Below are 18646 nucleotides of genomic sequence, written 5' to 3'. Positions count from 1 at the left end.
TCGGCTTAAATGTGCCGTCAAGGTAGCCCTTCATTAATCCCGCCCGAACCACTGCGTTAATATAAGGATTGTACCAACCGGAGGCCACGTCGCCAAAGGCCGGTTTTTCGGTGTTGGAAACATCCATTTCTTTTAAGAGGGCGATGATTTTGGCACTTTCCGCCCTGGTGATGACGCCATCAGGTCTGATGCTGCCGTCAGGATAGCCGGCTAAATAGGCGGCAGAGGAGCCGTCAATTGCCGGTTTTTCTTCATCGGGCTTCTGCGGCTCTTTTGGCTCAGTGACTGTACCGGTTGAGCTGGACACCCCACCCCCATGCGGTTTACTTGGCTGGCCGGCCTCTTTCCAGATGGCTTTTACCGTCGTGTTGGCATTCACCTTGATGCTGTCGCCCACGTTCTTTTCAGTGCCGTTGACTTCCCAGGCTTTAAATTTCTTGCCATTAGGGGCGGTAAAGGCACATATGGGCAACTTATAGGCCTCGCCTTTATTGACGGTAACATTTGCCATGCTGCCGGTACCACCGTTTTTGTCGAAGGTGATTGTAACTGGTATGCCTATTGGTGGAGTTCCTACTGCTTTAAATTTTACTATGACTGTTTTATTCTCGTTCATAGTGATATCTAAAACATTGCTCATAACTCCTACTGCTGTGCCATTAACTGTAACTGTATCTATTTCATAGCCAGTATCTGGAGCAAATGTTAAAGTAACTCTTTCATCTTTATTTACTGTCTTTGATGTTGGACTTACGCTTCCGTGTCCGCCGTCTACACTTGCTGTTAATGTATAAGTTACTGGTGTTGGTGGTACGTTTTGAGTCCATTTTGCATATATTGTTGTATCTGCATTTATTGTTTCTGTTGCAAAGTCAAATGCTGTTGTCAGTCCTGCGTCTTTATACCAGCCTGCGAATGTGTAACCGGCTTTTGTCGGGTCTGCCGGTTTTGTTACATGTCCACCTGCTGTTATTGTTTGTGCACTTACCGCACTTCCGCTATTTGTATTAAATGTTACTGTGTATACATAGGTAATATTTAAAGTTACACTAATCTTTTCTCCGGTTAGACCCGTAGCATAATCATATGTCACTGTACTTGGTTTTGAGGCGTCAACTATAAAATTTGAATCAGCTCTTGCTATATTTGTTGCTTTCGTGATGTCAAAAGTATCCGGAAAATCTGCATAAGGGATTTTCATATCACTTGTTTTTACTTTAACATCATACGTTTGATTTTTACCGAAAAAATCATTTATTTCCGTGTTATTTACCAGGTTCAAACTTGTTAGGTGATTACTATAACAATGAAGTTCTTTAAGTGCCGAGTTTTTACTTACGTCCAGCTTTGTCAGTTTGTTATTTTGACACTCAAGATATTTAAGTGCCGGGCTGTTGCTTACGTCCAGACTTGTTAGTTGATTGTTATAACACTCAAGTTCTTTAAGTGCCGGCTTGTTGCTTACGTCCAGGTTTGTCAGTTGATTAGAACCACACTCAAGTTCTTTAAGTGCCGGCTTGTTGCTTACGTCCAGGTTTGTCAGTTGATTACTAAAACAAGAAAGATATTCAAGTGCCGGGTTGTTGCTTACGTCCAGACTTGTCAGTTGATTTTTCCAACAATAAAGCTTTTGAAGTGCCGGGTTGTTGCTTAGGTCCAGACTTGTTAGTTGATTGTTATTACAATCAAGATATTTAAGTGCCGGGTTTTTACTTACGTCCAGACTTGTTAATTGATTGTTATCACACTCAAGTTCATCAAGTGCCGGGTTCTTACTTACGTCCAGACTTGTTAGTTGATTTTTATCACAATCAAGATATTCAAGTGCCGGGTTTTTACTTATATCCAAACCTGTTAGTTGATTTTTATAACAAACAAGGTTCACAAGTGCTGAGTTTTTACTTACGTCCAGACTTGTCAGTTTGTTTTCTTGACACTCAAGATATTTAAGTGCCGGGTAGTTACTTGCGTCCAGACTTGTTAGTTGATTTTTCCGACAAAAAAGTGTTTCAAGTGCCGGGTTGTTAATTCCGTCCAGGTTTGTCAGTTGATTTTCCCAACAATAAAGACTTTTAAGTGCCGGGTTCTTACTTGTGTCCAAACTTGTTAGTTGATTTTCATAACAAAAAAGTGTTTCAAGTGCCGGGTTGTTACTTACGTCCAGGTTTGTCAGTTGATTATTTTCACAAGTAAGTACTTTAAGTGCCGGGTTGCTACTTACGTCCAGGTTTGTCAGTTGATTTCCATCACAAGAAAGGTTCACAAGTGCCGGGTTGTTACTTACGTCCAGCTTTGTCAGCTGATTCTTATCACAATCAAGATATTCAAGTGCCGGGCGGTTACTTACGTCCAGGCTTGTTAGTTGGTTATCATAACACTTAAGTGTTTTAAGTGCCGGGTTGTTACTTATATTCAGACTTTTTAGTTGGTTTTCATAACAAACAAGTGTGTGAAGTGCCGAGTTCTTACTTACGTCCAGACTTGTTAGTTGATTACGATCACAATCAAGTCTTCGAAGTGCTGTAAAATATTCGATTCCTGTTAAATCTTTAACGTTGCTTAAACTAACGTCTATCGCTGTTACGGCTGCAATTTCCGGATCACTTAATTTATCGTCACTATCAGCATCTGCTATTCTACTAACATAATATCTAAAATAGTCATCCGGAAAGTTGGTCTCATCAATAGCAACATTCCCCGCCCATGCAGGACTTGCGGGCAGGTTAATCAAGACAAAGATCAGGGCCACGAATAGGGTGATGCCGGTTCCCAGTCTCTTTTTCATAAGTTTTCCTCCTCAACCCGGGTCATTTTGAAAGCGGTCAGGCTTCCTGCCAATACCTATACTTATTTAGATTATAAGTCCTAAGAAAGAAGTTGACAACACCCAAACGGGTGATATTTGCCTTATTTTTCTTGAATTTATGGGAAAATTAATAAAAAAGGGACAAAAAAATCGCCGGCCGGGAAAAGGCCTGGCCGGCGATGAAATGTTAAGGGGCTGGGGCCCCGGTGAGGCGGCCCTTTAAGGGGCGCTTTTTTGCCGCCTGCCCCTGGCGGCGCCGCAAGTTTAAGAGCTTGGATCCGGAAGGTGGCCGGCCAAAAGGCGCAAGAAGGCGGCATAGTCTTCCAGGGCTTCTAAAACCACCGTATGCCCGGCTGCCGGGAAATTCACCAGGGGCGCCCGGAGGTCTCCTGCCAAGCACCGGGCCGCTGCCGGCGGGGCCAGCCGGTCATGGCTGCAAGTGGTCACCAGACTGGCGGTGGCGGCCAGGGGCTTGACCCGGGGCATGCCCTTGGCCATTTCCCGGGCGGACCGGGCGGCCACGGCGGCGTTGACGCCACAGACATCTCGGTAAAAGAGGTCATCAATGCAGTCCGGCCGGTAGACGGTGTAGGCGGCACAGCGGTTGACAACCGGCTTGGCCAGGGCCTCCGGCGCGGTCTGCGCCAGGCGCAGGCCCAGGCGCAGGAGCCGCCGCCTCCGGGCCAGCAGTTGCCCGAAGGTCAGGGCCGGGTAGGGCACATTGGAAAAGACCGCCCATGGCAGGGCCAGCGGATACCGGGTCAAGGCCCGGAGGAGAATTTGCCCGCCCATGGAAAAGCCGACGGCCACCGCCGGCGCTTCGGCGGCGATGGTCTTGGCCAAGTGACGGGCGTAAAGGTTCAGGTGGCCGCCGCCGGCACGGACATAGGCCTTATCGTCATAGCCGGGCAGGCTGGCCAGGGACACCCTGTAGCTATCGGCCAAGGCGTCGGCCAGGGGCCCATACCGGGCCCGGCTGTGGAGCCAGCCGTGGATCAAGAGGATTTTCGGTTTTTGCATCCTGTCTCCTTTCCGGCCGGTCCGACGGGACAGCCGGGTTCAGCATATAAAGACACGCCGTGCAAATGCGTCACACGGCGTGTCTTTTTAGCAGGTCAGCTGGCTTTTTCTTCCAATTTTTGAGCGGCTTTCAAGTATTCATCGGTAATGCCGAAGTTCATTTTCGTCAATTGCCCGTAATTGGAATCGGCAAAACGGTTGATCTGCAGGAAGAAGGTGGCCACATCGTCCAGGCTTTTTTGCAGGTCGCCATCGCTCATCAAGGCCAACTGCTCTTCTACGGTAAAGAGTTGGTGGGACTTGCGTTCGTCGGCAATGCGTTTTTCGTCTAAATCAGCCTTGGCGTAGTCTTTAAAGAAGGAAACCAGGTCTGCATCTTTGACCTCTTCAAAGGCGCCGGCTTCATGGCCAACGGTGGCCAGGAAGCGGGCAATGGCATCTTTATTGTTCTTGGCCCAGGCGCTGTCCACCACATAAACCATGTAGTTGGTCACGCCGAGGTCACTGCCCTTGGCCAGGGTTTTTGCGCCGCCGGCGATTTCTTCCGCTTCATAGGTGTTGGGTGCCCAGAGGGAGACGATGTCTGCTCTGCCGTCGCCCAAGGCGGCCAGGCAGTCGGCCTGGGAAGCGTACTGCAGGTTAACATCTGCTTCGGTCAGGTCCAGCTTTTTCAAATATGCGGCCACGAGCCGGTGGGCGCTGGAGGCCTGGGTGGTATAGATGGCTTTACCGCGGACGGCATCTGCCGAGCCCAGGACCCCGTTGCTTTCCTCTTTTAAGAGGGGGCTCTTGGCCTTGACCATCAGGGCGTTGGCGTCGCTTTCATCGGCTGCAATCCCCACAACGCTCAAGTGGCGGTTGAGCACCCCCAGAAGCGCCGGCACTGCGCCGACATCGCCAATCTGCCATTTTTCCAAGGCGGAATCTTCCACCAGCTGGAAGCCGGCCTTGTACAGCTTCATTTCATAAGAAATTCCGTACTTATCCGCAACATCATCTTTCATGGCAGCGTAGGCCGGCCAGGCGTCCAACTGGTTCAAGGTTGCCACCGTCAACCCGCCGGCGCTTTGACCGGCTCCGGATGAGCTGGCGTTGTCTGTGGCCCCACATGCCGATAAGCCTACCAACAAGGCAAGCGATAAGGTTGCTGCAAGGATCTTTCGCAACATAATAAAACTCCTTTCTGTAAAAAATGCGCACCCCGTCTTTTGAGGTGCGCAGCTACCGTTCCTTTTACGGCGCAACGGCCTCGCCTTTATCTCGTGTAACTATTTTTTATTTGGCATAGGTTTTAGCGGCTTCGAGGAAACTCTTGTCGATGTAGAAATGGGCAGCCTTGGCGGCGTCCACTTCATCGGCTTTCAGTTTTTCTTCAGCCAGCTGTTGGTCGGCAGCGGCCGTTAAGGCTTTCTCAACCGAGCCATTGTCAAAGAGCTCCAGCTGTTCGTCAATGTGGAAGATACGGTGGCGGGTCAATTCTTCTTTGACATCGGCTAAAGAAATGTCCATCCCGGCATAGCTCTTAAAGAAGGCGGCAATGCTTTTTTCCGTATCGGCGCCGCCGGCTTGATACTGGTCAACACGGCTGTCAACCATGGCCAGCATCCGGGCAACGGCTTCACTTTCATCAGCGGAAAGGTCCTTGGGCACCAGGTAGAACATGTAAGAGGGCAGGTTTAAATCGGCAGCGGTTTTCACCACTTTAAAGCCCTTGTCCAAGCCCCGGTACAAGGCCGGTGACCAGAGGACCAGGAAGTCGCCGTCGCCTGCTTCAAAGGCGGAAATGGCGGTCTGCTGTTCAACGGTGCGGACGGTAATGTCCGCTTCTTTCAAGCCCATTTCTTCAAGCCAGGCCCCTAAAAGCTGGTGGGCAGAAGAGACGGAGGTGACCAAAACGGTCGACCCGCGCACGGCATCTGCCGCATTTCCTTCATTGAAAACCGGTGAATCGGTCCGGGCTAAGATGGCATTGGCAGCGCTTTCTTCAGCGGCAATGCCCACAATCTTGGCCTGGTAACGGGTGGCCGCCATGACCGCCGGCAATTGGCCGACATCCGCCACGGTAATAGCCTTGGCCGGAATGCCCTCCACGGCTTCCATGCCCGAATCAAAGGTCAAAATATCTTTATCGCCAATGGAAAGCCCGTATTTCTCTGCCTTGCCTTCTTGAACGCTATCAATCAGCGGCCAGGCATCAATTTGTGCTAAGGTTGCCACTTTTAAGGGCAGGGTCTTAGCCGCTTCACTTGATAAAGCAGGCGCAGACGTATCTTGAGATACGCCACAAGCCGTTACCGTAAAGGTAACGGCTAAAATGAGCGCTAAAAGAGAAGATAATTTTTTCATACACGACTCCTTTAAATTCTGACAATCAGCCACCGTGCCGGCGTAAGAACCATTCCGCCAAAAGAAAGATCCCGCGTCTAAAAACGATAAAAGCGAGCACTAAGGCGAGGGCCGTTGCCAGTACCAACCAATTGCCGCCAGTTAAATCCGTCAAGTTATTCATATAATTTGATCCTAGCTCGTCCAGCAATATTACTACCATATCCATCTGCAACCAAATAAAATCTCATGACTTTTAAAGGTGGTAATCCAGGACGCGTTTCATATTCTGTACCATAATTTAAAACAGTTTGTCTTGTTATTTTAAATAACGCATGTGATCCCGGTTCAACCCATTTATTAAAAACTACTCTTCCTCGATCATTTAAAACCCTAGCTCCGAATCCATTATTTCCTGTATTAGCTATAAATACATTTTGATAATCACCTGGATTCGTTTTATTATATAAAGCCGTATAGGTTCTGCTTCTATAAAATTTCGTATTGGAAAATGTTTCGTCTAATTTCAGAACATCTCTCAATACGATTTCTTCATTCTCCAAGTATGAATTAATTTCAGTTATATCTCCTTCTTCAATAGCTTCTTCATTTGTCAATTCTAAATTCATGCTATTATCTTGGCTTTCTTCGATTTTTTGTACATCTACATATTCTGATGCTACAGCAGGGATTGAAATATACAGCCCTACCATAATAGCCATTGAAAAAAATAAGAATTTTTTCATTTTAAAAACCTCCTCATTATTTTATAAAACTAAACTCATGCTGTCGGAAATTTCTTTCCGCAGGCGTAAAAATTCTTGGCTCAAGAGGTCCCGCGGCCGCGGCAGGTCAATGGTAAAGGTGGCCGCCAGATGGCTGGGCAGTTTCCCGTCCAAAATGATAATCCGGTCCGCCAGGTAAATGGCTTCGTCAATGTTTGACGTTACGAAAAGGATGGTCCGTTTTTCCGCCTGCCAAACCCGCTCAATTTCCTGTTCCATTAGGATCCGGGTCTGGGCGTCCAATTGGCCGAAGGGCTCGTCTAAAAGGAGCAATTCCGGTTCGTTAACATAAGCCCGGGCAATGCCCACGCGCTGTTTCATCCCACCGGAAAGCTGGTGGGGGTAGCTCTTTTCAAAGCCGGTCAGGCCAACCAGGTCAATGTATTTTTGCGCCTTGGCCATCCGCTCTTCTTTTTTAATCCCGCGCAGCTTGGGTCCCATGGACACATTGCCCATAACCGTCTGCCAGGGGAAGAGCATGTAGCGCTGAAAGACATAACCCACCTGGGTCCCCGGGCCTCTAACTTCTTCACCACCCACGACGACCTTACCGGTCGTGGGGCCTTCAAAGCCGGCGATCAAACGGAAAAGCGTTGTTTTCCCTGCCTGCCCCGGCCCTAAAATGACCACAAACTCGTTTTTATAAACCTCAAAATCCATCGGTGACAGCACTTTTTTGCTGCCGTAGTCTTTTGAAATATCCGTACAGGTGATGACCTTTTCCGCATTTTCTACTCGTCGATGTTGCGTTTCCACGGGCACAACCACCTTTCAAGATAAGTTAAGAACAAGGAAGACAGGAAGCTGACCAGGCAGATGGTTAAAATCCCGCCGATGGTCATAGCTATATCATCTTGACGCATGCCAACATATGTTAAATATCCTATCCCTTCACGGGCGCCGACCAATTCTGCGGCGACCACGCAGGTCCAGCCGGAGGAGAGGGCCACTTGCAGGCCGGCAAAAATAGCCGGTAAAGAGGCCGGGAAGGTGACCTGGGTCTGTTCCTGCCAGTAATTGGCGCCTAAGTTGCGGACCGCATCGTACAATTCCGGATCCACCAAGCGAATTCCATTGTAAGAGTTTAAGATACAGGGGACCACGCAGCCGATGAAAATCAGGAAAATCTTAGACGGTTCGCCTAAGCCGAACCATAAGATGGACAAGGAAATCCAGGCGATCGGCGGCATGGGTTTAAAGAATTCAAAAATCGGGCGAATAATGGCATGGGCGAACTTGCTGAAGGCCATAATAACCCCGGTGGGGATCCCGATGGCAGCCGCCAGGAGGAAGGCGATGATGACCCGGCGGAAAGAAATCCACACGTGCATCGGCATTGTATAACCGGCGTAGGGTTCATGCATCAGTTCTATCCAACGGAAGAGTACTTCATGGGGTCTGGGCATAATGGCCAGGAGGCCACTGACAACGACCAAGTCCCAAATCAACAGAAAACCGATGATCGAGATGGCGTTTAAAACGCGCTTATTGCGCAAGGCTTTTAAGAGCGGATTGCTCTTGGCTGTATTCACTTGAGTTGACAAAGCAATCCCTCCTATCTATCTTCGCCGCGACGCATGCCCTTAACCAGCGCACGCTCCACAAAAGCGATAACAATCGTCACCACAACCCCGGTCAGTGCCACCATGACCATCCCTAAGATGATCATATCCGGCATGAGGAGACGGCGACCCATCTGAATCAGGAAGCCCAAACCTGCATCCGCACCAACCAATTCGGCTGCAACCAAGCAGGTCCAAGCAGAGGCCAGGGCCACCTGCAAGCCGCCGAACACCATGGGCAGGGCAGAGGGGACACAAATCTTGGTGAAAATTTCCCAGTTGCTGGCGCCGTAGGTCCGGGCCATCCGGATAAAGGTCGGGTTGGTCTGGGCCACCCCTGAGTAAGAGTTGATAACACAAGGCACCAGGGCGCCTACAAAAATAATAAAGACCTTACTGACCAAACCGGTCCCGAACCAGATGATAACCAGGGGAATCCAGGCCGGTGACGGTACCGGGCGAATCAATTCAAAAATCGGTCTGACCAGGCCGTCAAAGGTGTAAAACCAGCCCATGGCCAAGCCCAGGGGGATCCCAACCAGAAGGGCCAGGAAGTACCCGGTCAAGGCTTCTGTAAGGCTGACTTTAACGTGCGTCATCAGCAGGGCTCCGTCCGGCGCTTCATTGGTTAATTTTGATACAAAAAGCTCTATAACTTGGGTCGGCGACGCCAAGTAAAATTTGGACACAATACCGAACTGAACGATCCCTTCCCAAAAGCAGAAGAAGGCGATGATGGTAATCACCGAAATGGCTGTATAGAAGGTCTGTTTCCGTTGCGGTCGTGTGATGTTTTTTGTTGACATAGTTCCACTCCTAACCGACTTATTAATAATAAATCGTGGCCTGCAGCACACTGTTGCAGGCCACGGTCATCTTTATTTAGACGGGCTAACGTCTTTGGCTGCTTTCAGATATTCGTCGGTGATGTTGAAGTGTTTTTCTTTCAATTGAGCCAATTCATCTTCTGTGAATTTCCCTTGGCGAACAAAGAAGTCACCGATGTCAATCATCCATTTTTCTACATCGCCAGAAGAAATCAACTCAAGCTGTTGATCCACAGTGTACAATTCATGGCGTTCAATATCCAATTTGGTTTCTTCTTCACTAAATTTCATAGCGCCGAAATCTTGGAAGAATTTCTGTAAATCAGGAACCAGTTCTTCGCCTTTGCTATTGTATTCTTCAACCTTAGTAGAGGTCATGGCCAAGAAACGAGCGATGGTGTCTTTGTTGTCTTTTGCCCAATCTTTCGGTGCAAAGTAAAGCATCAGGGTATTGGCGTTAACGTCTTTACCGGTGGCTACGTCTTTCCAGCCCTTGCCGTAAGCTTGGTAAAGTTCCGGGCTCCAGAGGGCTAAGAAATCGCCTTCGCCGGATTCAAACGCTTTAATGGCCTGGGGTTGTTCCAGGTTTTTAATGGTAACATCTTTGTCTGTCAAATCCATGGATTTCAGCCATTGGTCAACAACAAAGTGAGCGGAAGAAACGGTTGCCACCAAAATGGTTTTACCCTTAACGCTGGCAGCATCGCCTTTAGCGTTTTCAAATTTCGGGTTGGTCACCTTTAAGGCCGGGTTGTCTTCACGGGCCACAATGGCGTTTGCCGGAGATTCATTGGAAGCAATCCCGACCACTTCAGCGTCATACCGTAAAGCGGCCATCAAAACCGGAACGGAACCGGCATCCCCGATTTGCCAAGCGCCTGAAATCATGGCTTCAACCATGGGCATCCCCGAATCAAACAACTGCATATTCTTTTGCGTGTCCAAACCGCTCAAACCGTATTTTTCAGCAGTACCGTCCTGGATGGCTGAATAAGCGGGCCAGGTGTCGATCTGGTTCAAAAACCCGAAGTTTAAATCGCCACCGCCGCCACCGCCTGCTGCAGCAGAACTGGTGTCACCGCCACCGCCGCCGCAACCTGCAAAAGTTGCTACTGAAAAAGCCGCTATAAGTGCCATTGCCAATAATTTGCGTTTCATAAGTTTTCCTCCTTAGGTCTCGCCGGTCTACCACCAGCGGATTGCTTCGGTAACATGTTCGCGCAGCGCCACAAAATCTTTATCCAGATAGTCGCGCGGTCGCGGTAGGTCAATGGGAATTTCTTCCTTGATCGTCGTCGGCTTGTTGGTCAATACTAAAACTCGTTCTGCAATGTAGACTGCTTCTTCAACATTGTGGGTAATAAAAATAACCGTATTCTTAAATTCCTGCCAAATTCGCACCAATTCATCTTCCAGGTAAAAACGCAATTTAACGTCCAACTGTCCATAGGGCTCATCCATTAAGAGCAAGTCCGGATTAACGGCAAAAGCCCGTGCGATGGCTACCCGCTGCTCCATGGAAGAAGAAATCTGATTCGGGTAGAGGTCTTGTGTCTGGGTCAACCCGACCAGCTCCATAACCTTTTGCAGCTGCTCTTCCATCTTGTCTTTTGGGAAATTTTTCGTTTCCATACCGAACGCAATATTTTCTTTCACCGTTCGCCAAGGCAGGCAAGACGGCTCTTGGAAAACAAAGCTGATGTTGTGCTTTTTCGGATCAGCCGGTTCCCCATCAATCAGAATACTCCCCTTTGTGGGCGTATACAGCGTTGATAGTAAGTTCAGAAACGTGGTCTTCCCGCAACCTGTCGGTCCAACGATAACGAGAAATTCTCCCTCCTTAACTGTAAAATTGATATCGTTGAGCACCAGCAAATCATCAAAAGATTTTGTTAAATTGCGCACGACCACTTTGTCGCGCCTTTGGTCGAGCATAGGCGTTCTCCTTTCGCGCCCCAAGGGCAGTTTACTCGTTTCTCCCAACGGTCACCCCAGGCCTGATGGCCTGATATGTCTCCGGCGTTTATCAACTGACGCTTGTAAAAGATCCAGTCTTATTCGCTTGTTAATTAATCGTGACATTAATAAATTTTATGACCGTTGTTTTCTCAATTCTAATTTGTCTCTGCCCTGATGTCAATTGTTTTTAACAAATCATTAAGCCTTTATAACAATTTTCTGAAATAATAAACGATTGCATACAATTGTCTGGCTTTTAAAGACCCTCTAAACCTAATACTTTAAAGACTACTAACTTTGCTGAAAAATTTTTTATTATATAATAGGCTTTATCCGCTACTATTTTGATTTTTTTAATCTTACCTATAACGTCACAATAACTTTTTCCGTAAATATCCTCTAGCGGAAACAATTATTCGTATGGATATATTTATTGGGAGAAAAACCTAGCATTTAAAGATATTTATTCTTATCAGTTCATTTTATTGCCATGAAGTGTTTCAATTTTTTAAAGAAAAATGCCGTATCTTGCAAAAAACACTTGCAACCTAGCCTGTTTTTTTTACCCAAGTCAATACTTTTTAAGACTTATTAACAGGCCTAAAGATCGGCTTTTTCCTGTGTCATTCTGTTATAAACAAAAAAAGAGCACCCCTGTGGGGTGCTCTTTTTTAAGGCAGCTGGTTGATTATACCCAGCCGCGTAATTTCATAACGTCAGCAACTCTCTTAACAGAGTTCATGTAAGCTGCTTCGCGAACGGTGACCTTGTGTTCTTCACGGATGGCCCAGATGTCATTGAAGGCAGAAACCATAGCTTCTTCTTGACGTGCTTCAGCTTCAGCTTCAGTCCAGTAGTAACCATAGAGGTTCTGAACCCATTCAAAGTAAGAAACGGTAACACCGCCGGCATTGGTCAGAACGTCAGGCGTTAAGACGATGCCTCTCTTATTGAGGACTTCATCAGCGGCCGGGGTGGTCGGACCATTGGCTGCTTCGCAAACCAATTTAGCATTGATTTTTTCAGCCACTTCTGCGGTGATGGCGTTTTCAAGAGCTGCCGGGACCAAAATGTCAACATCAAGAGCCCAGAATTCATCCATGGTTAAGGATTTGGAGCCCGGGAAGTTGAGCAGGTTGTGGTTTTTGTCTACGTAGTCAACCATTTCTTCGTAGTTCAAGCCGTTTTCATTGTAGATGACATAGGCGCCGTTTTTGGGTTCCCATTCAGAAACAGCCACAACTTTGGTTCCTTGACGGAACATGTTTTTGCAGGTGAAACGACCGACGTTACCGAAGCCTTGAACAGCAACGGATGCGTGGGCAATGTCAATGCCGATTTTCTTAGCTGCTTCACGGGCGATAACATAAATCCCGAAGCCGGTTGCTTCATTACGGCCTTGAGAACCGCCCCATGCGACGGATTTACCGGTGAAGACACCCAAGGTGGCTTGGTCGCCATTTAATTTGATGTATTCATCCATCATCCAGCTCATGATTTGACCGTTGGTTCCTACGTCAGGAGCCGGAACGTCGATTTTTTCGCCGAGGTATTTGTGCAGACCGCGCACAAAACCGCGGGAAATTTGTTCCAATTCATTATCGGAAAGGGTTAAGGGATCGCAAATGACGCCGCCCTTACCGCCGCCGTAAGGAATGCCCATGATGCCGCATTTGAAGGTCATCCAAATAGACAAGGCACGGACTTCATCATAGTTAACGCCCGGATGGAAGCGGATGCCGCCTTTGCCCGGCCCGATAGCACTGTTGTGCAGGGAGCGCCAGCCTTTAAACATTTTTAAAGAACCGTCGTCCATGTGTACGGGGATGTTAACTTCGATAACACGTTGCGGTTCAGAAAGAATCTGATAGACGTTGTCATCGAGGCCGAGTTGATCGCAAGCGTGTTTTACTTTTGCCTGCGCACTCTCAAAAGGATTTAAATTTTCAGTAGCCAATTTAGCAACCTCCTATAAAGATAGTGATGGAAACCACTTACTTTGTTCAGTATAGCACAAAGGAAAGATTTTGAAAAATGAAAATAGCCATTTTCCCCCTTTATTTGACAACTTTGTTGATAAAATTTTTTATGGTTCCCTGATTTTAATTTCAAAGGTAATAAAGGGCCTTTTTAACCCTTCTTTTGCCCATAAAAGAGGGGGTCGGTTTCAAAAATCGTTGAAAGCGATAAATGAAATAAACATTTTTCTTCTATAATATTTATTATAAAATGGCGGTAAGTCATCAAAAATAAACCGTATTTTTAAGAGAGCGTCGAGGGAGCTGAAAAGGCTGGCTTTAATGGGAATTTATTTTTTAATGTAGAATCTTTACAAGGGTTGTGGTATTATAATTTAAATAAAAGGATTTAATAGATGATATTATTTATTCTCGTAGGGATGACCTGTTAAGGGGGGATCCATATGTCCATCGGAACAAAATTAAAGTCACTGATAGACTATCGCGATACGAACGTAAACAAGTTGGCTAAGGAAACAAATATCAGCCCACAGACCATTTACGGCATTATTAAGCGTGACAATACCAAGGTGGATATTGGTATTCTACAGGCCTTGGCGGATAATTTAAATGTAACCCTGGATTTTTTTGCCACCGGCGATACCAATAAAAATTCCATTGAAGAGGAAGAAATTATTTCCCTTTATAAAAAACTCGATGCTTATGGCAAAGAAGCCGTCCGCCTGATTGCAAAGACCGAATTGGAACGGGTCAAGGCCCAGGCTCAGAGCGGGCAAGCGCCCTCAGCTGAGGCTGATAAGAAGCCGGTTGACCCATCTAAACTGTAAGGCCCAATAAAAAATGACTCCGTTTAACGAGAAAGGTTAAACGGAGTCATTTTTTATTAAATTTGGCTTTAGCCTTGCGGATAAATGACGATTTTCCGATGGGGATCTTCGCCGTAGCTTTCCGCCTTAACCTGCGGTTCATTTTCCAAGGCCAGGTGGACGATGCGCCGCTCTGCGGCGTTCATCGGGTCTAGGCTGACCCGGCGGCCGGTTTCGCGGGCTTTATCGGCCATTCGATGGGCCAGGGCCTGCAAGGTTTCTGCCCGCCGTTGCCGATAATTTTCACAGTCTAAAATGATGCGTTTGTGGCTGTTCAAACGGCGGTTCACTGCCAGTGACAGGAGAAATTGCAGGGCGTTCAAGGTATCGCCCCGGCGGCCGATTAAAATGCCGACTTCATCGCCGTACATGGAAAAGGTGATTTGCTCGTCATCTTCTTCAATCTGCACCCTGGGGGAGACGGACAAGGCGTCAAAAATAGGCGCCAAAAAAGCAATCCCGATGTCCTCAGCCGTTTCACCAGCTGATGGGCTGGCCTCACTTGCGGCAAGAGCCGCCTCATCAGGGCCAGCGGCTGCCGGTGGAGCCACCTGGGGACGGTCATCGGCTGGGGTTTCAGGGGAGGCAAGAGGGGCAGGCTCGGTTTCCGGAAGGATGACTTCAATGCGCGCATCTTTGGCGCCAAACCCTAAAAACCCTTTGCTGGCTTCTTCCAAAACTTGATAATCCAGGTCCGCTTCCGAAATATGAAGTTCTTGTGCGGCGACGGCAACAGCTGCGGCAACTGTTTTGCCGGTGAATTGTTGACGTTTCATAAGGGCCTCTTCCTTTCTCAACTAAGCTTAATGTTTCTTCTTTCCGGGCGGCCGGTAGACGGCTTTCGGATTGTTCGGGTCAAAACCTTTTGTGCCGCCGGATTTGGACGGCGCTTTATAGCCGGTCCCTTTTTTGGCTTTGTGCAGGGCCTTTAATTCTTTTTTTGACTTGCGCTTAGAGGGGTTCTGCCCCTTTAAGCGTTCTTCTTTGGCCCGTTGTTCCCGCTCAGCTTGGCGTTTGGCCCGCTCTTCAGCACGTTTTTCCAGTTCCTTTTTACGCTGTTTGTTCATGACGATTTGCTGGAAAATCATAAGGGCAGATGTGGTCACCCAGTAGACGCACAAACCGGAGGGAAACTGAAGGGCGAAAAAGCCCATCATGACCGGCATGACATAGAGCATGGCCTTCATGGACGGGTTATCGGCCATGGGGCTGCCCTTTGGCATGGCCAGGCGTTGTTGTAAAAACATGACAATGGCCAGGACGACCGGCAGTATAAAATAGGGGTCCTTATCGTTTAAGTGTTGGATCCAGAAAAAAGCATCATTTTCCGTAAACTTATAGGTCCGCAAGGCCCGAAACAAGGAATACAAAATGGGCATTTGAATGAGGATGGGCAGGCAGCCTGCCATGGGGTTGACGTCGTATTCCTGGTACAGACGCTGCATTTCTTCATTCATTTTTTCGCGGTTGCCACTGTATTTGGCTTGAATTTCTTTCAGTTCAGGTTGAATTTCACTCATGCCGAGCATGGATTTCATTTGTTTTAAGGATAGGGGGAAGAGCAAAATCCGCACCACGACCCCGATCAGGACGATGGCCAGGGCATAACTCGGAAATCCGACAACTTGGGTAAAATCATAGAATACGCCGATGGCGCTTTTCATAAATTGGACTAATGTGTTCAAAGACCGGCCTCAATAGAAATGAGGCATTCACCTCCCGAATTTTGTGGGCACCGGATCATAGCCGCCGCGGCAAAAGGGGTTGCAGCGACAGATCCGCCAGAGGGCTAAAAGTCCGCCGCGGACCAAACCGAAACGCGCAACGGCTTCATAGGCATATTGGGAACAAGTAGGAATAAAGCGACAAGTCGGCGTGGGTTTTAATGGAGACAGGTAGCGTCGGTATAATCCGATAAGCCATAAAACCGCTTTAGCGGGGAGCGTCATAGAGTCCTCCCTTACCTAACAAGGTTAAATAAGCCTTTTGCAGCGCTGCATAAGAAAGGGCCACCGCAGGGCGACGAACGATGATGATCACATCGTAACCGGAGCGAATGTCCGCCAGGTGCAGGCGGGTTATTTCACTCAGGCGACGCTTTAATTGATTGCGGGTGTGCGCCTTGCCAACTTTTTTGGATATTGAAAACCCGAACCGGGTCGCTCCTCCGTCAGCACGTGGCAGAAGGTAGCAGACCAGGTGGCGGTTGGCCAAACTTTTTTTATGGTTATACACGGCTTGAAAGGCTGCCGGATGCCGTAAGCGATTGGCTTTTTGCAGCACAATATCCCTTCTCTTGGATAAATGACAAAGCTATTGAATTAAATGTGAAAAAAAAGGCCACTTCGGGCCTTCAAAGTATGAAGTTACGCGCTGAGACGTTTTCTGCCTTTCGCTCTTCTTCTTTTTAAAACGTTGCGCCCGTTTTTAGTTAACATGCGTTTGCGAAAACCATGAACGCGTTGGTGTTTTCTTCTTTTCGGTTGATAGGTACGTTTCATGCATGACACCTCCTGACCAATTTTACATACGACGTATATTATACGTCAATTAAAATAGCCGGTCAAGAATAAATCGGCATTTTATGCCCCTTTAAAGGTGTTTTTTCCTTTCTCAACAAATTATCCCCAAAGTAAAGGGGCCTGTAAGGCTTTCATTCTAGCGCTTATCCCTACTTTTCCACATTATCCACAGGATAAAATTTAAAATTGGGGATAACTTAGATGTTTTAATGGGCCTTATTAAGCGATTCTATCTTTATCAACAACTTGTGGATAATGTGGAAAGACTTATCTTTTCTCATCTATACCGGGCTTTTAAGCCATTTTTTTGTGTTTTGAGAAAATATTTTATCATTATATATCGTTTTATTAATATTAACGGGGCCTTTCCCCCTTTAATTTAACTTCTTGATATAAATTTTTCCCTTGGTCGCGGTCCATCTGTTGATAAGTCAGATTTGTTTTGCTATCATTAACTCATTCACCCTTTATCTTTATCCACAAAGGCGACCTCTTGTGGATAAAAACATTTAAATATTTTTATATACACCGTCGATGGACGGTTTGCTGAGACCAGCTTATTTTTTTAAGATCTTTTGTAGCTATTCATTAAAAAGAACGGAGGATATATGACCAAGGAGCATTATCAAGGCATTTGGCAAGGGGTCATGGTCAGCTTAGAAAATGAAGTGAACCTGCCGACTTATGATACCTTTTTTAAAAATATGACCCTCGCCGGTTACTATGAAGGCACTTATATTTTAGCCGCCGGAGATGCCATGAAGGCGGAAATGATGCCGCCGGCCCATTTGCGGACTTTAGAGCGGCTGATTGCCCAAGAAAGTGGCGAAAATGACGTCAAGGTAAAGATTATCCCCTTTGAAGAGGACCTGGCCAAGCTTGATTTGCCAAAGGTGGCCGAAGCGGCCCGGCCGGCCCTCCAGGAAGAACCGCCCATGGTCCTGATGGGGGAATACCGGATCAATACCCAAAATACCTTTGAAAATTTCGTGGTGGGCAAGTCCAACCAATTTGCCCACGCCGCCAGTCTGGCCATTGCAGAAGGCATGGCCATGGACTTAAACGATAAAAAAGTTTACAATCCCCTCTTTATTTACGGAGGGTCCGGATTGGGCAAGACCCACTTAATGCACGCCATTGCCCACCATATTATTAAGGCCCAGCCAAAGGCGAATATTATCTATGTGTCCAGCGAAAAATTTACCAATGAACTGATCGATTCCATTCGCGACAACAGGCCCAACACCTTCCGGGATAAATACCGGCAGGCAGACTTGCTCTTAATCGACGACATTCAATTTTTAGCGAAAAAAGAAGGGACCCAGGAAGAATTTTTCCATACCTTCAATGAATTATATGAAAAAAATAAGCAGATTGTCATTTCCTCAGACCGGACGCCGAAAGAAATTCCTACATTAGAGGAGCGTTTGCGCACCCGGTTTGAATGGGGGCTTATTACAGACATTCAGCCGCCTGATTTGGAAACGCGGATTGCCATCTTGCGCAAAAAAGCCCAGATGGACCACAAAGAGGTCTCCAATGACATCACCGCCTTTATGGCCGAACACATGGAAACGAATATCCGGGAACTCGAGGGGGCCCTCTTATCCCTCACTTCCTACGCCACCATGAACAACCTCCCCCTAACCTTGGACCTGGCCAAAGATTTCTTGGAACAATATGTCGAAATCGGTGCTGAAAAAAACATCACCGGGGAAAGCATTCAGTCCCAGATTTGCGATACTTACGGGGTCCGGTTGGATGACTTGATCGGTAAAAAACGAAATCGCAACATTGTTTTTCCGCGACAGGTGGCCATGTACCTCTGTCGTGACTTAACCGATATGAGCCTGCCAAAAATCGGGGAAATTTTTGGTGGCAGAGACCACACGACCGTGATTCACGCCATTGAAAAAATAGACGGGGAAATCAAAAAAGATCCGGCAGTAAAGGCCACCGTCCATAATTTAAAAAAAGTCTTGCGCGGTGAATAGT

19 protein-coding genes are annotated in these 18646 nt (G+C 47.4%); 2 read left to right on the top strand and 17 right to left on the bottom strand.

All coding sequences use genetic code 11. The features are described 5' to 3' along the window. The 12 genes from BLQ16_RS07950 to BLQ16_RS07900 form a co-directional block, all read right to left on the bottom strand. Positions 1-2785: leucine-rich repeat domain-containing protein (locus tag BLQ16_RS07950; RefSeq protein ID WP_091792205.1), on the bottom strand; the 2785-nt coding region annotated here is incomplete at its 3' end. Positions 2786-3070: 285 nt separating this feature from the next. After that, on the bottom strand, positions 3071-3826 hold the full coding sequence (locus BLQ16_RS07945; RefSeq protein ID WP_091792204.1) for an alpha/beta fold hydrolase: 756 nt from the start codon (positions 3824-3826) through the stop codon (positions 3071-3073). Positions 3827-3921: 95 nt separating this feature from the next. Beyond that, complete coding sequence (locus tag BLQ16_RS07940) at positions 3922-4995, bottom strand: ABC transporter substrate-binding protein (protein ID WP_091792203.1); 1074 nt, start codon at positions 4993-4995, stop codon at positions 3922-3924. A gap of 106 nt (positions 4996-5101) precedes the next feature. Further along, positions 5102-6172 carry an ABC transporter substrate-binding protein gene (locus BLQ16_RS07935; protein WP_091792202.1) on the bottom strand — a complete coding sequence of 357 codons (1071 nt, stop codon included), beginning with the start codon at positions 6170-6172 and terminating at the stop codon, positions 5102-5104. Between the two features lie 25 nt (positions 6173-6197). Continuing rightward, positions 6198-6335: a hypothetical protein gene (locus BLQ16_RS09680; protein WP_159428048.1), complete on the bottom strand. Its 138-nt coding sequence runs from the start codon at positions 6333-6335 to the stop codon at positions 6198-6200. Then, a complete protein-coding gene (locus BLQ16_RS07930) occupies positions 6328-6897 on the bottom strand; it encodes a hypothetical protein (RefSeq protein WP_091792201.1) in 570 nt (189 codons plus the stop codon). The genes BLQ16_RS09680 and BLQ16_RS07930 overlap by 8 nt, the downstream gene beginning before the upstream one ends. Positions 6898-6918: 21 nt before the next feature. Further along, positions 6919-7692, bottom strand: coding sequence for an ABC transporter ATP-binding protein (locus BLQ16_RS07925; protein ID WP_242868980.1), 774 nt, complete (start codon positions 7690-7692; stop codon positions 6919-6921). After that, positions 7668-8480, bottom strand: a complete 813-nt coding sequence (locus tag BLQ16_RS07920; protein WP_242868979.1) for an ABC transporter permease — start codon at positions 8478-8480, stop codon at positions 7668-7670. Before BLQ16_RS07920 ends, BLQ16_RS07925 begins: the two co-directional genes overlap by 25 nt. Before the next feature lie 11 nt (positions 8481-8491). Then, complete coding sequence (locus BLQ16_RS07915) at positions 8492-9304, bottom strand: ABC transporter permease (protein ID WP_091792200.1); 813 nt, start codon at positions 9302-9304, stop codon at positions 8492-8494. 72 nt (positions 9305-9376) lie between these two features. Beyond that, a complete protein-coding gene (locus BLQ16_RS07910; protein WP_091792199.1) occupies positions 9377-10483 on the bottom strand; it encodes an ABC transporter substrate-binding protein in 1107 nt (368 codons plus the stop codon). 27 nt (positions 10484-10510) lie between these two features. Continuing rightward, the gene (locus BLQ16_RS07905; protein ID WP_091792198.1) at positions 10511-11260 is read right to left on the bottom strand and encodes an ABC transporter ATP-binding protein; all 750 of its coding nucleotides are present in this window, start codon (positions 11258-11260) and stop codon (positions 10511-10513) included. Positions 11261-11972: 712 nt separating this feature from the next. Beyond that, positions 11973-13241, bottom strand: a complete 1269-nt coding sequence (locus BLQ16_RS07900; RefSeq protein WP_091792197.1) for a Glu/Leu/Phe/Val family dehydrogenase — start codon at positions 13239-13241, stop codon at positions 11973-11975. A 465-nt stretch (positions 13242-13706) separates the two neighbouring features. Here BLQ16_RS07900 and BLQ16_RS07890 point away from each other — a divergent pair, with 465 nt between their 5' ends. Further along, on the top strand, positions 13707-14090 hold the full coding sequence (locus tag BLQ16_RS07890; RefSeq protein WP_091792195.1) for a helix-turn-helix domain-containing protein: 384 nt from the start codon (positions 13707-13709) through the stop codon (positions 14088-14090). Between the two features lie 68 nt (positions 14091-14158). Here the strand turns inward: BLQ16_RS07890 and jag are convergent, their stop codons facing one another. The 5 genes from jag to rpmH all read right to left on the bottom strand — a co-directional run bounded on the left by jag (position 14159) and on the right by rpmH (position 16630). Then, positions 14159-14905: an RNA-binding cell elongation regulator Jag/EloR gene (gene jag / locus BLQ16_RS07885; RefSeq protein ID WP_091792194.1), complete on the bottom strand. Its 747-nt coding sequence runs from the start codon at positions 14903-14905 to the stop codon at positions 14159-14161. Between the two features lie 27 nt (positions 14906-14932). Next, the gene (locus tag BLQ16_RS07880) at positions 14933-15814 is read right to left on the bottom strand and encodes a membrane protein insertase YidC (protein ID WP_091792193.1); all 882 of its coding nucleotides are present in this window, start codon (positions 15812-15814) and stop codon (positions 14933-14935) included. Positions 15815-15841: 27 nt separating this feature from the next. Continuing rightward, entirely contained in the window at positions 15842-16078 is a 237-nt protein-coding gene (yidD, locus tag BLQ16_RS07875; RefSeq protein WP_091792192.1) for a membrane protein insertion efficiency factor YidD, read from the bottom strand. Continuing rightward, the gene (rnpA, locus tag BLQ16_RS07870) at positions 16062-16412 is read right to left on the bottom strand and encodes a ribonuclease P protein component (protein WP_242868978.1); all 351 of its coding nucleotides are present in this window, start codon (positions 16410-16412) and stop codon (positions 16062-16064) included. Before rnpA ends, yidD begins: the two co-directional genes overlap by 17 nt. 83 nt (positions 16413-16495) lie before the next feature. Next, positions 16496-16630: a 50S ribosomal protein L34 gene (gene rpmH, locus BLQ16_RS07865; RefSeq protein ID WP_091792191.1), complete on the bottom strand. Its 135-nt coding sequence runs from the start codon at positions 16628-16630 to the stop codon at positions 16496-16498. A gap of 629 nt (positions 16631-17259) precedes the next feature. Between rpmH and dnaA the strand changes: the two genes are divergently transcribed. After that, positions 17260-18645, top strand: a complete 1386-nt coding sequence (dnaA, locus tag BLQ16_RS07860; protein WP_091792190.1) for a chromosomal replication initiator protein DnaA — start codon at positions 17260-17262, stop codon at positions 18643-18645. Position 18646: the final 1 nt, after the last annotated feature.

Source organism: Peptococcus niger (assembly GCF_900101835.1).
Taxonomy (GTDB): domain Bacteria; phylum Bacillota; class Peptococcia; order Peptococcales; family Peptococcaceae; genus Peptococcus; species Peptococcus niger.
Note: the sequence above shows the minus strand (reverse complement) of the source record. Positions and strands in the feature narration are given on the sequence as shown.

Coding starts and splice junctions, on each gene's coding strand:
- BLQ16_RS07935 (WP_091792202.1), bottom strand. CDS start 6,172: ATGAAAAAATTATCTTCTCTTTTAGCGCTCATTTTAGCCGTTACCTTT.
- jag (WP_091792194.1), bottom strand. CDS start 14,905: ATGAAACGTCAACAATTCACCGGCAAAACAGTTGCCGCAGCTGTTGCC.
- BLQ16_RS07915 (WP_091792200.1), bottom strand. CDS start 9,304: ATGTCAACAAAAAACATCACACGACCGCAACGGAAACAGACCTTCTAT.
- BLQ16_RS07930 (WP_091792201.1), bottom strand. CDS start 6,897: ATGAAAAAATTCTTATTTTTTTCAATGGCTATTATGGTAGGGCTGTAT.
- yidD (WP_091792192.1), bottom strand. CDS start 16,078: ATGACGCTCCCCGCTAAAGCGGTTTTATGGCTTATCGGATTATACCGA.
- BLQ16_RS07940 (WP_091792203.1), bottom strand. CDS start 4,995: ATGTTGCGAAAGATCCTTGCAGCAACCTTATCGCTTGCCTTGTTGGTA.
- BLQ16_RS09680 (WP_159428048.1), bottom strand. CDS start 6,335: ATGAATAACTTGACGGATTTAACTGGCGGCAATTGGTTGGTACTGGCA.
- dnaA (WP_091792190.1), top strand. CDS start 17,260: ATGACCAAGGAGCATTATCAAGGCATTTGGCAAGGGGTCATGGTCAGC.
- BLQ16_RS07905 (WP_091792198.1), bottom strand. CDS start 11,260: ATGCTCGACCAAAGGCGCGACAAAGTGGTCGTGCGCAATTTAACAAAA.
- BLQ16_RS07910 (WP_091792199.1), bottom strand. CDS start 10,483: ATGAAACGCAAATTATTGGCAATGGCACTTATAGCGGCTTTTTCAGTA.
- BLQ16_RS07890 (WP_091792195.1), top strand. CDS start 13,707: ATGTCCATCGGAACAAAATTAAAGTCACTGATAGACTATCGCGATACG.
- rpmH (WP_091792191.1), bottom strand. CDS start 16,630: ATGAAACGTACCTATCAACCGAAAAGAAGAAAACACCAACGCGTTCAT.
- BLQ16_RS07945 (WP_091792204.1), bottom strand. CDS start 3,826: ATGCAAAAACCGAAAATCCTCTTGATCCACGGCTGGCTCCACAGCCGG.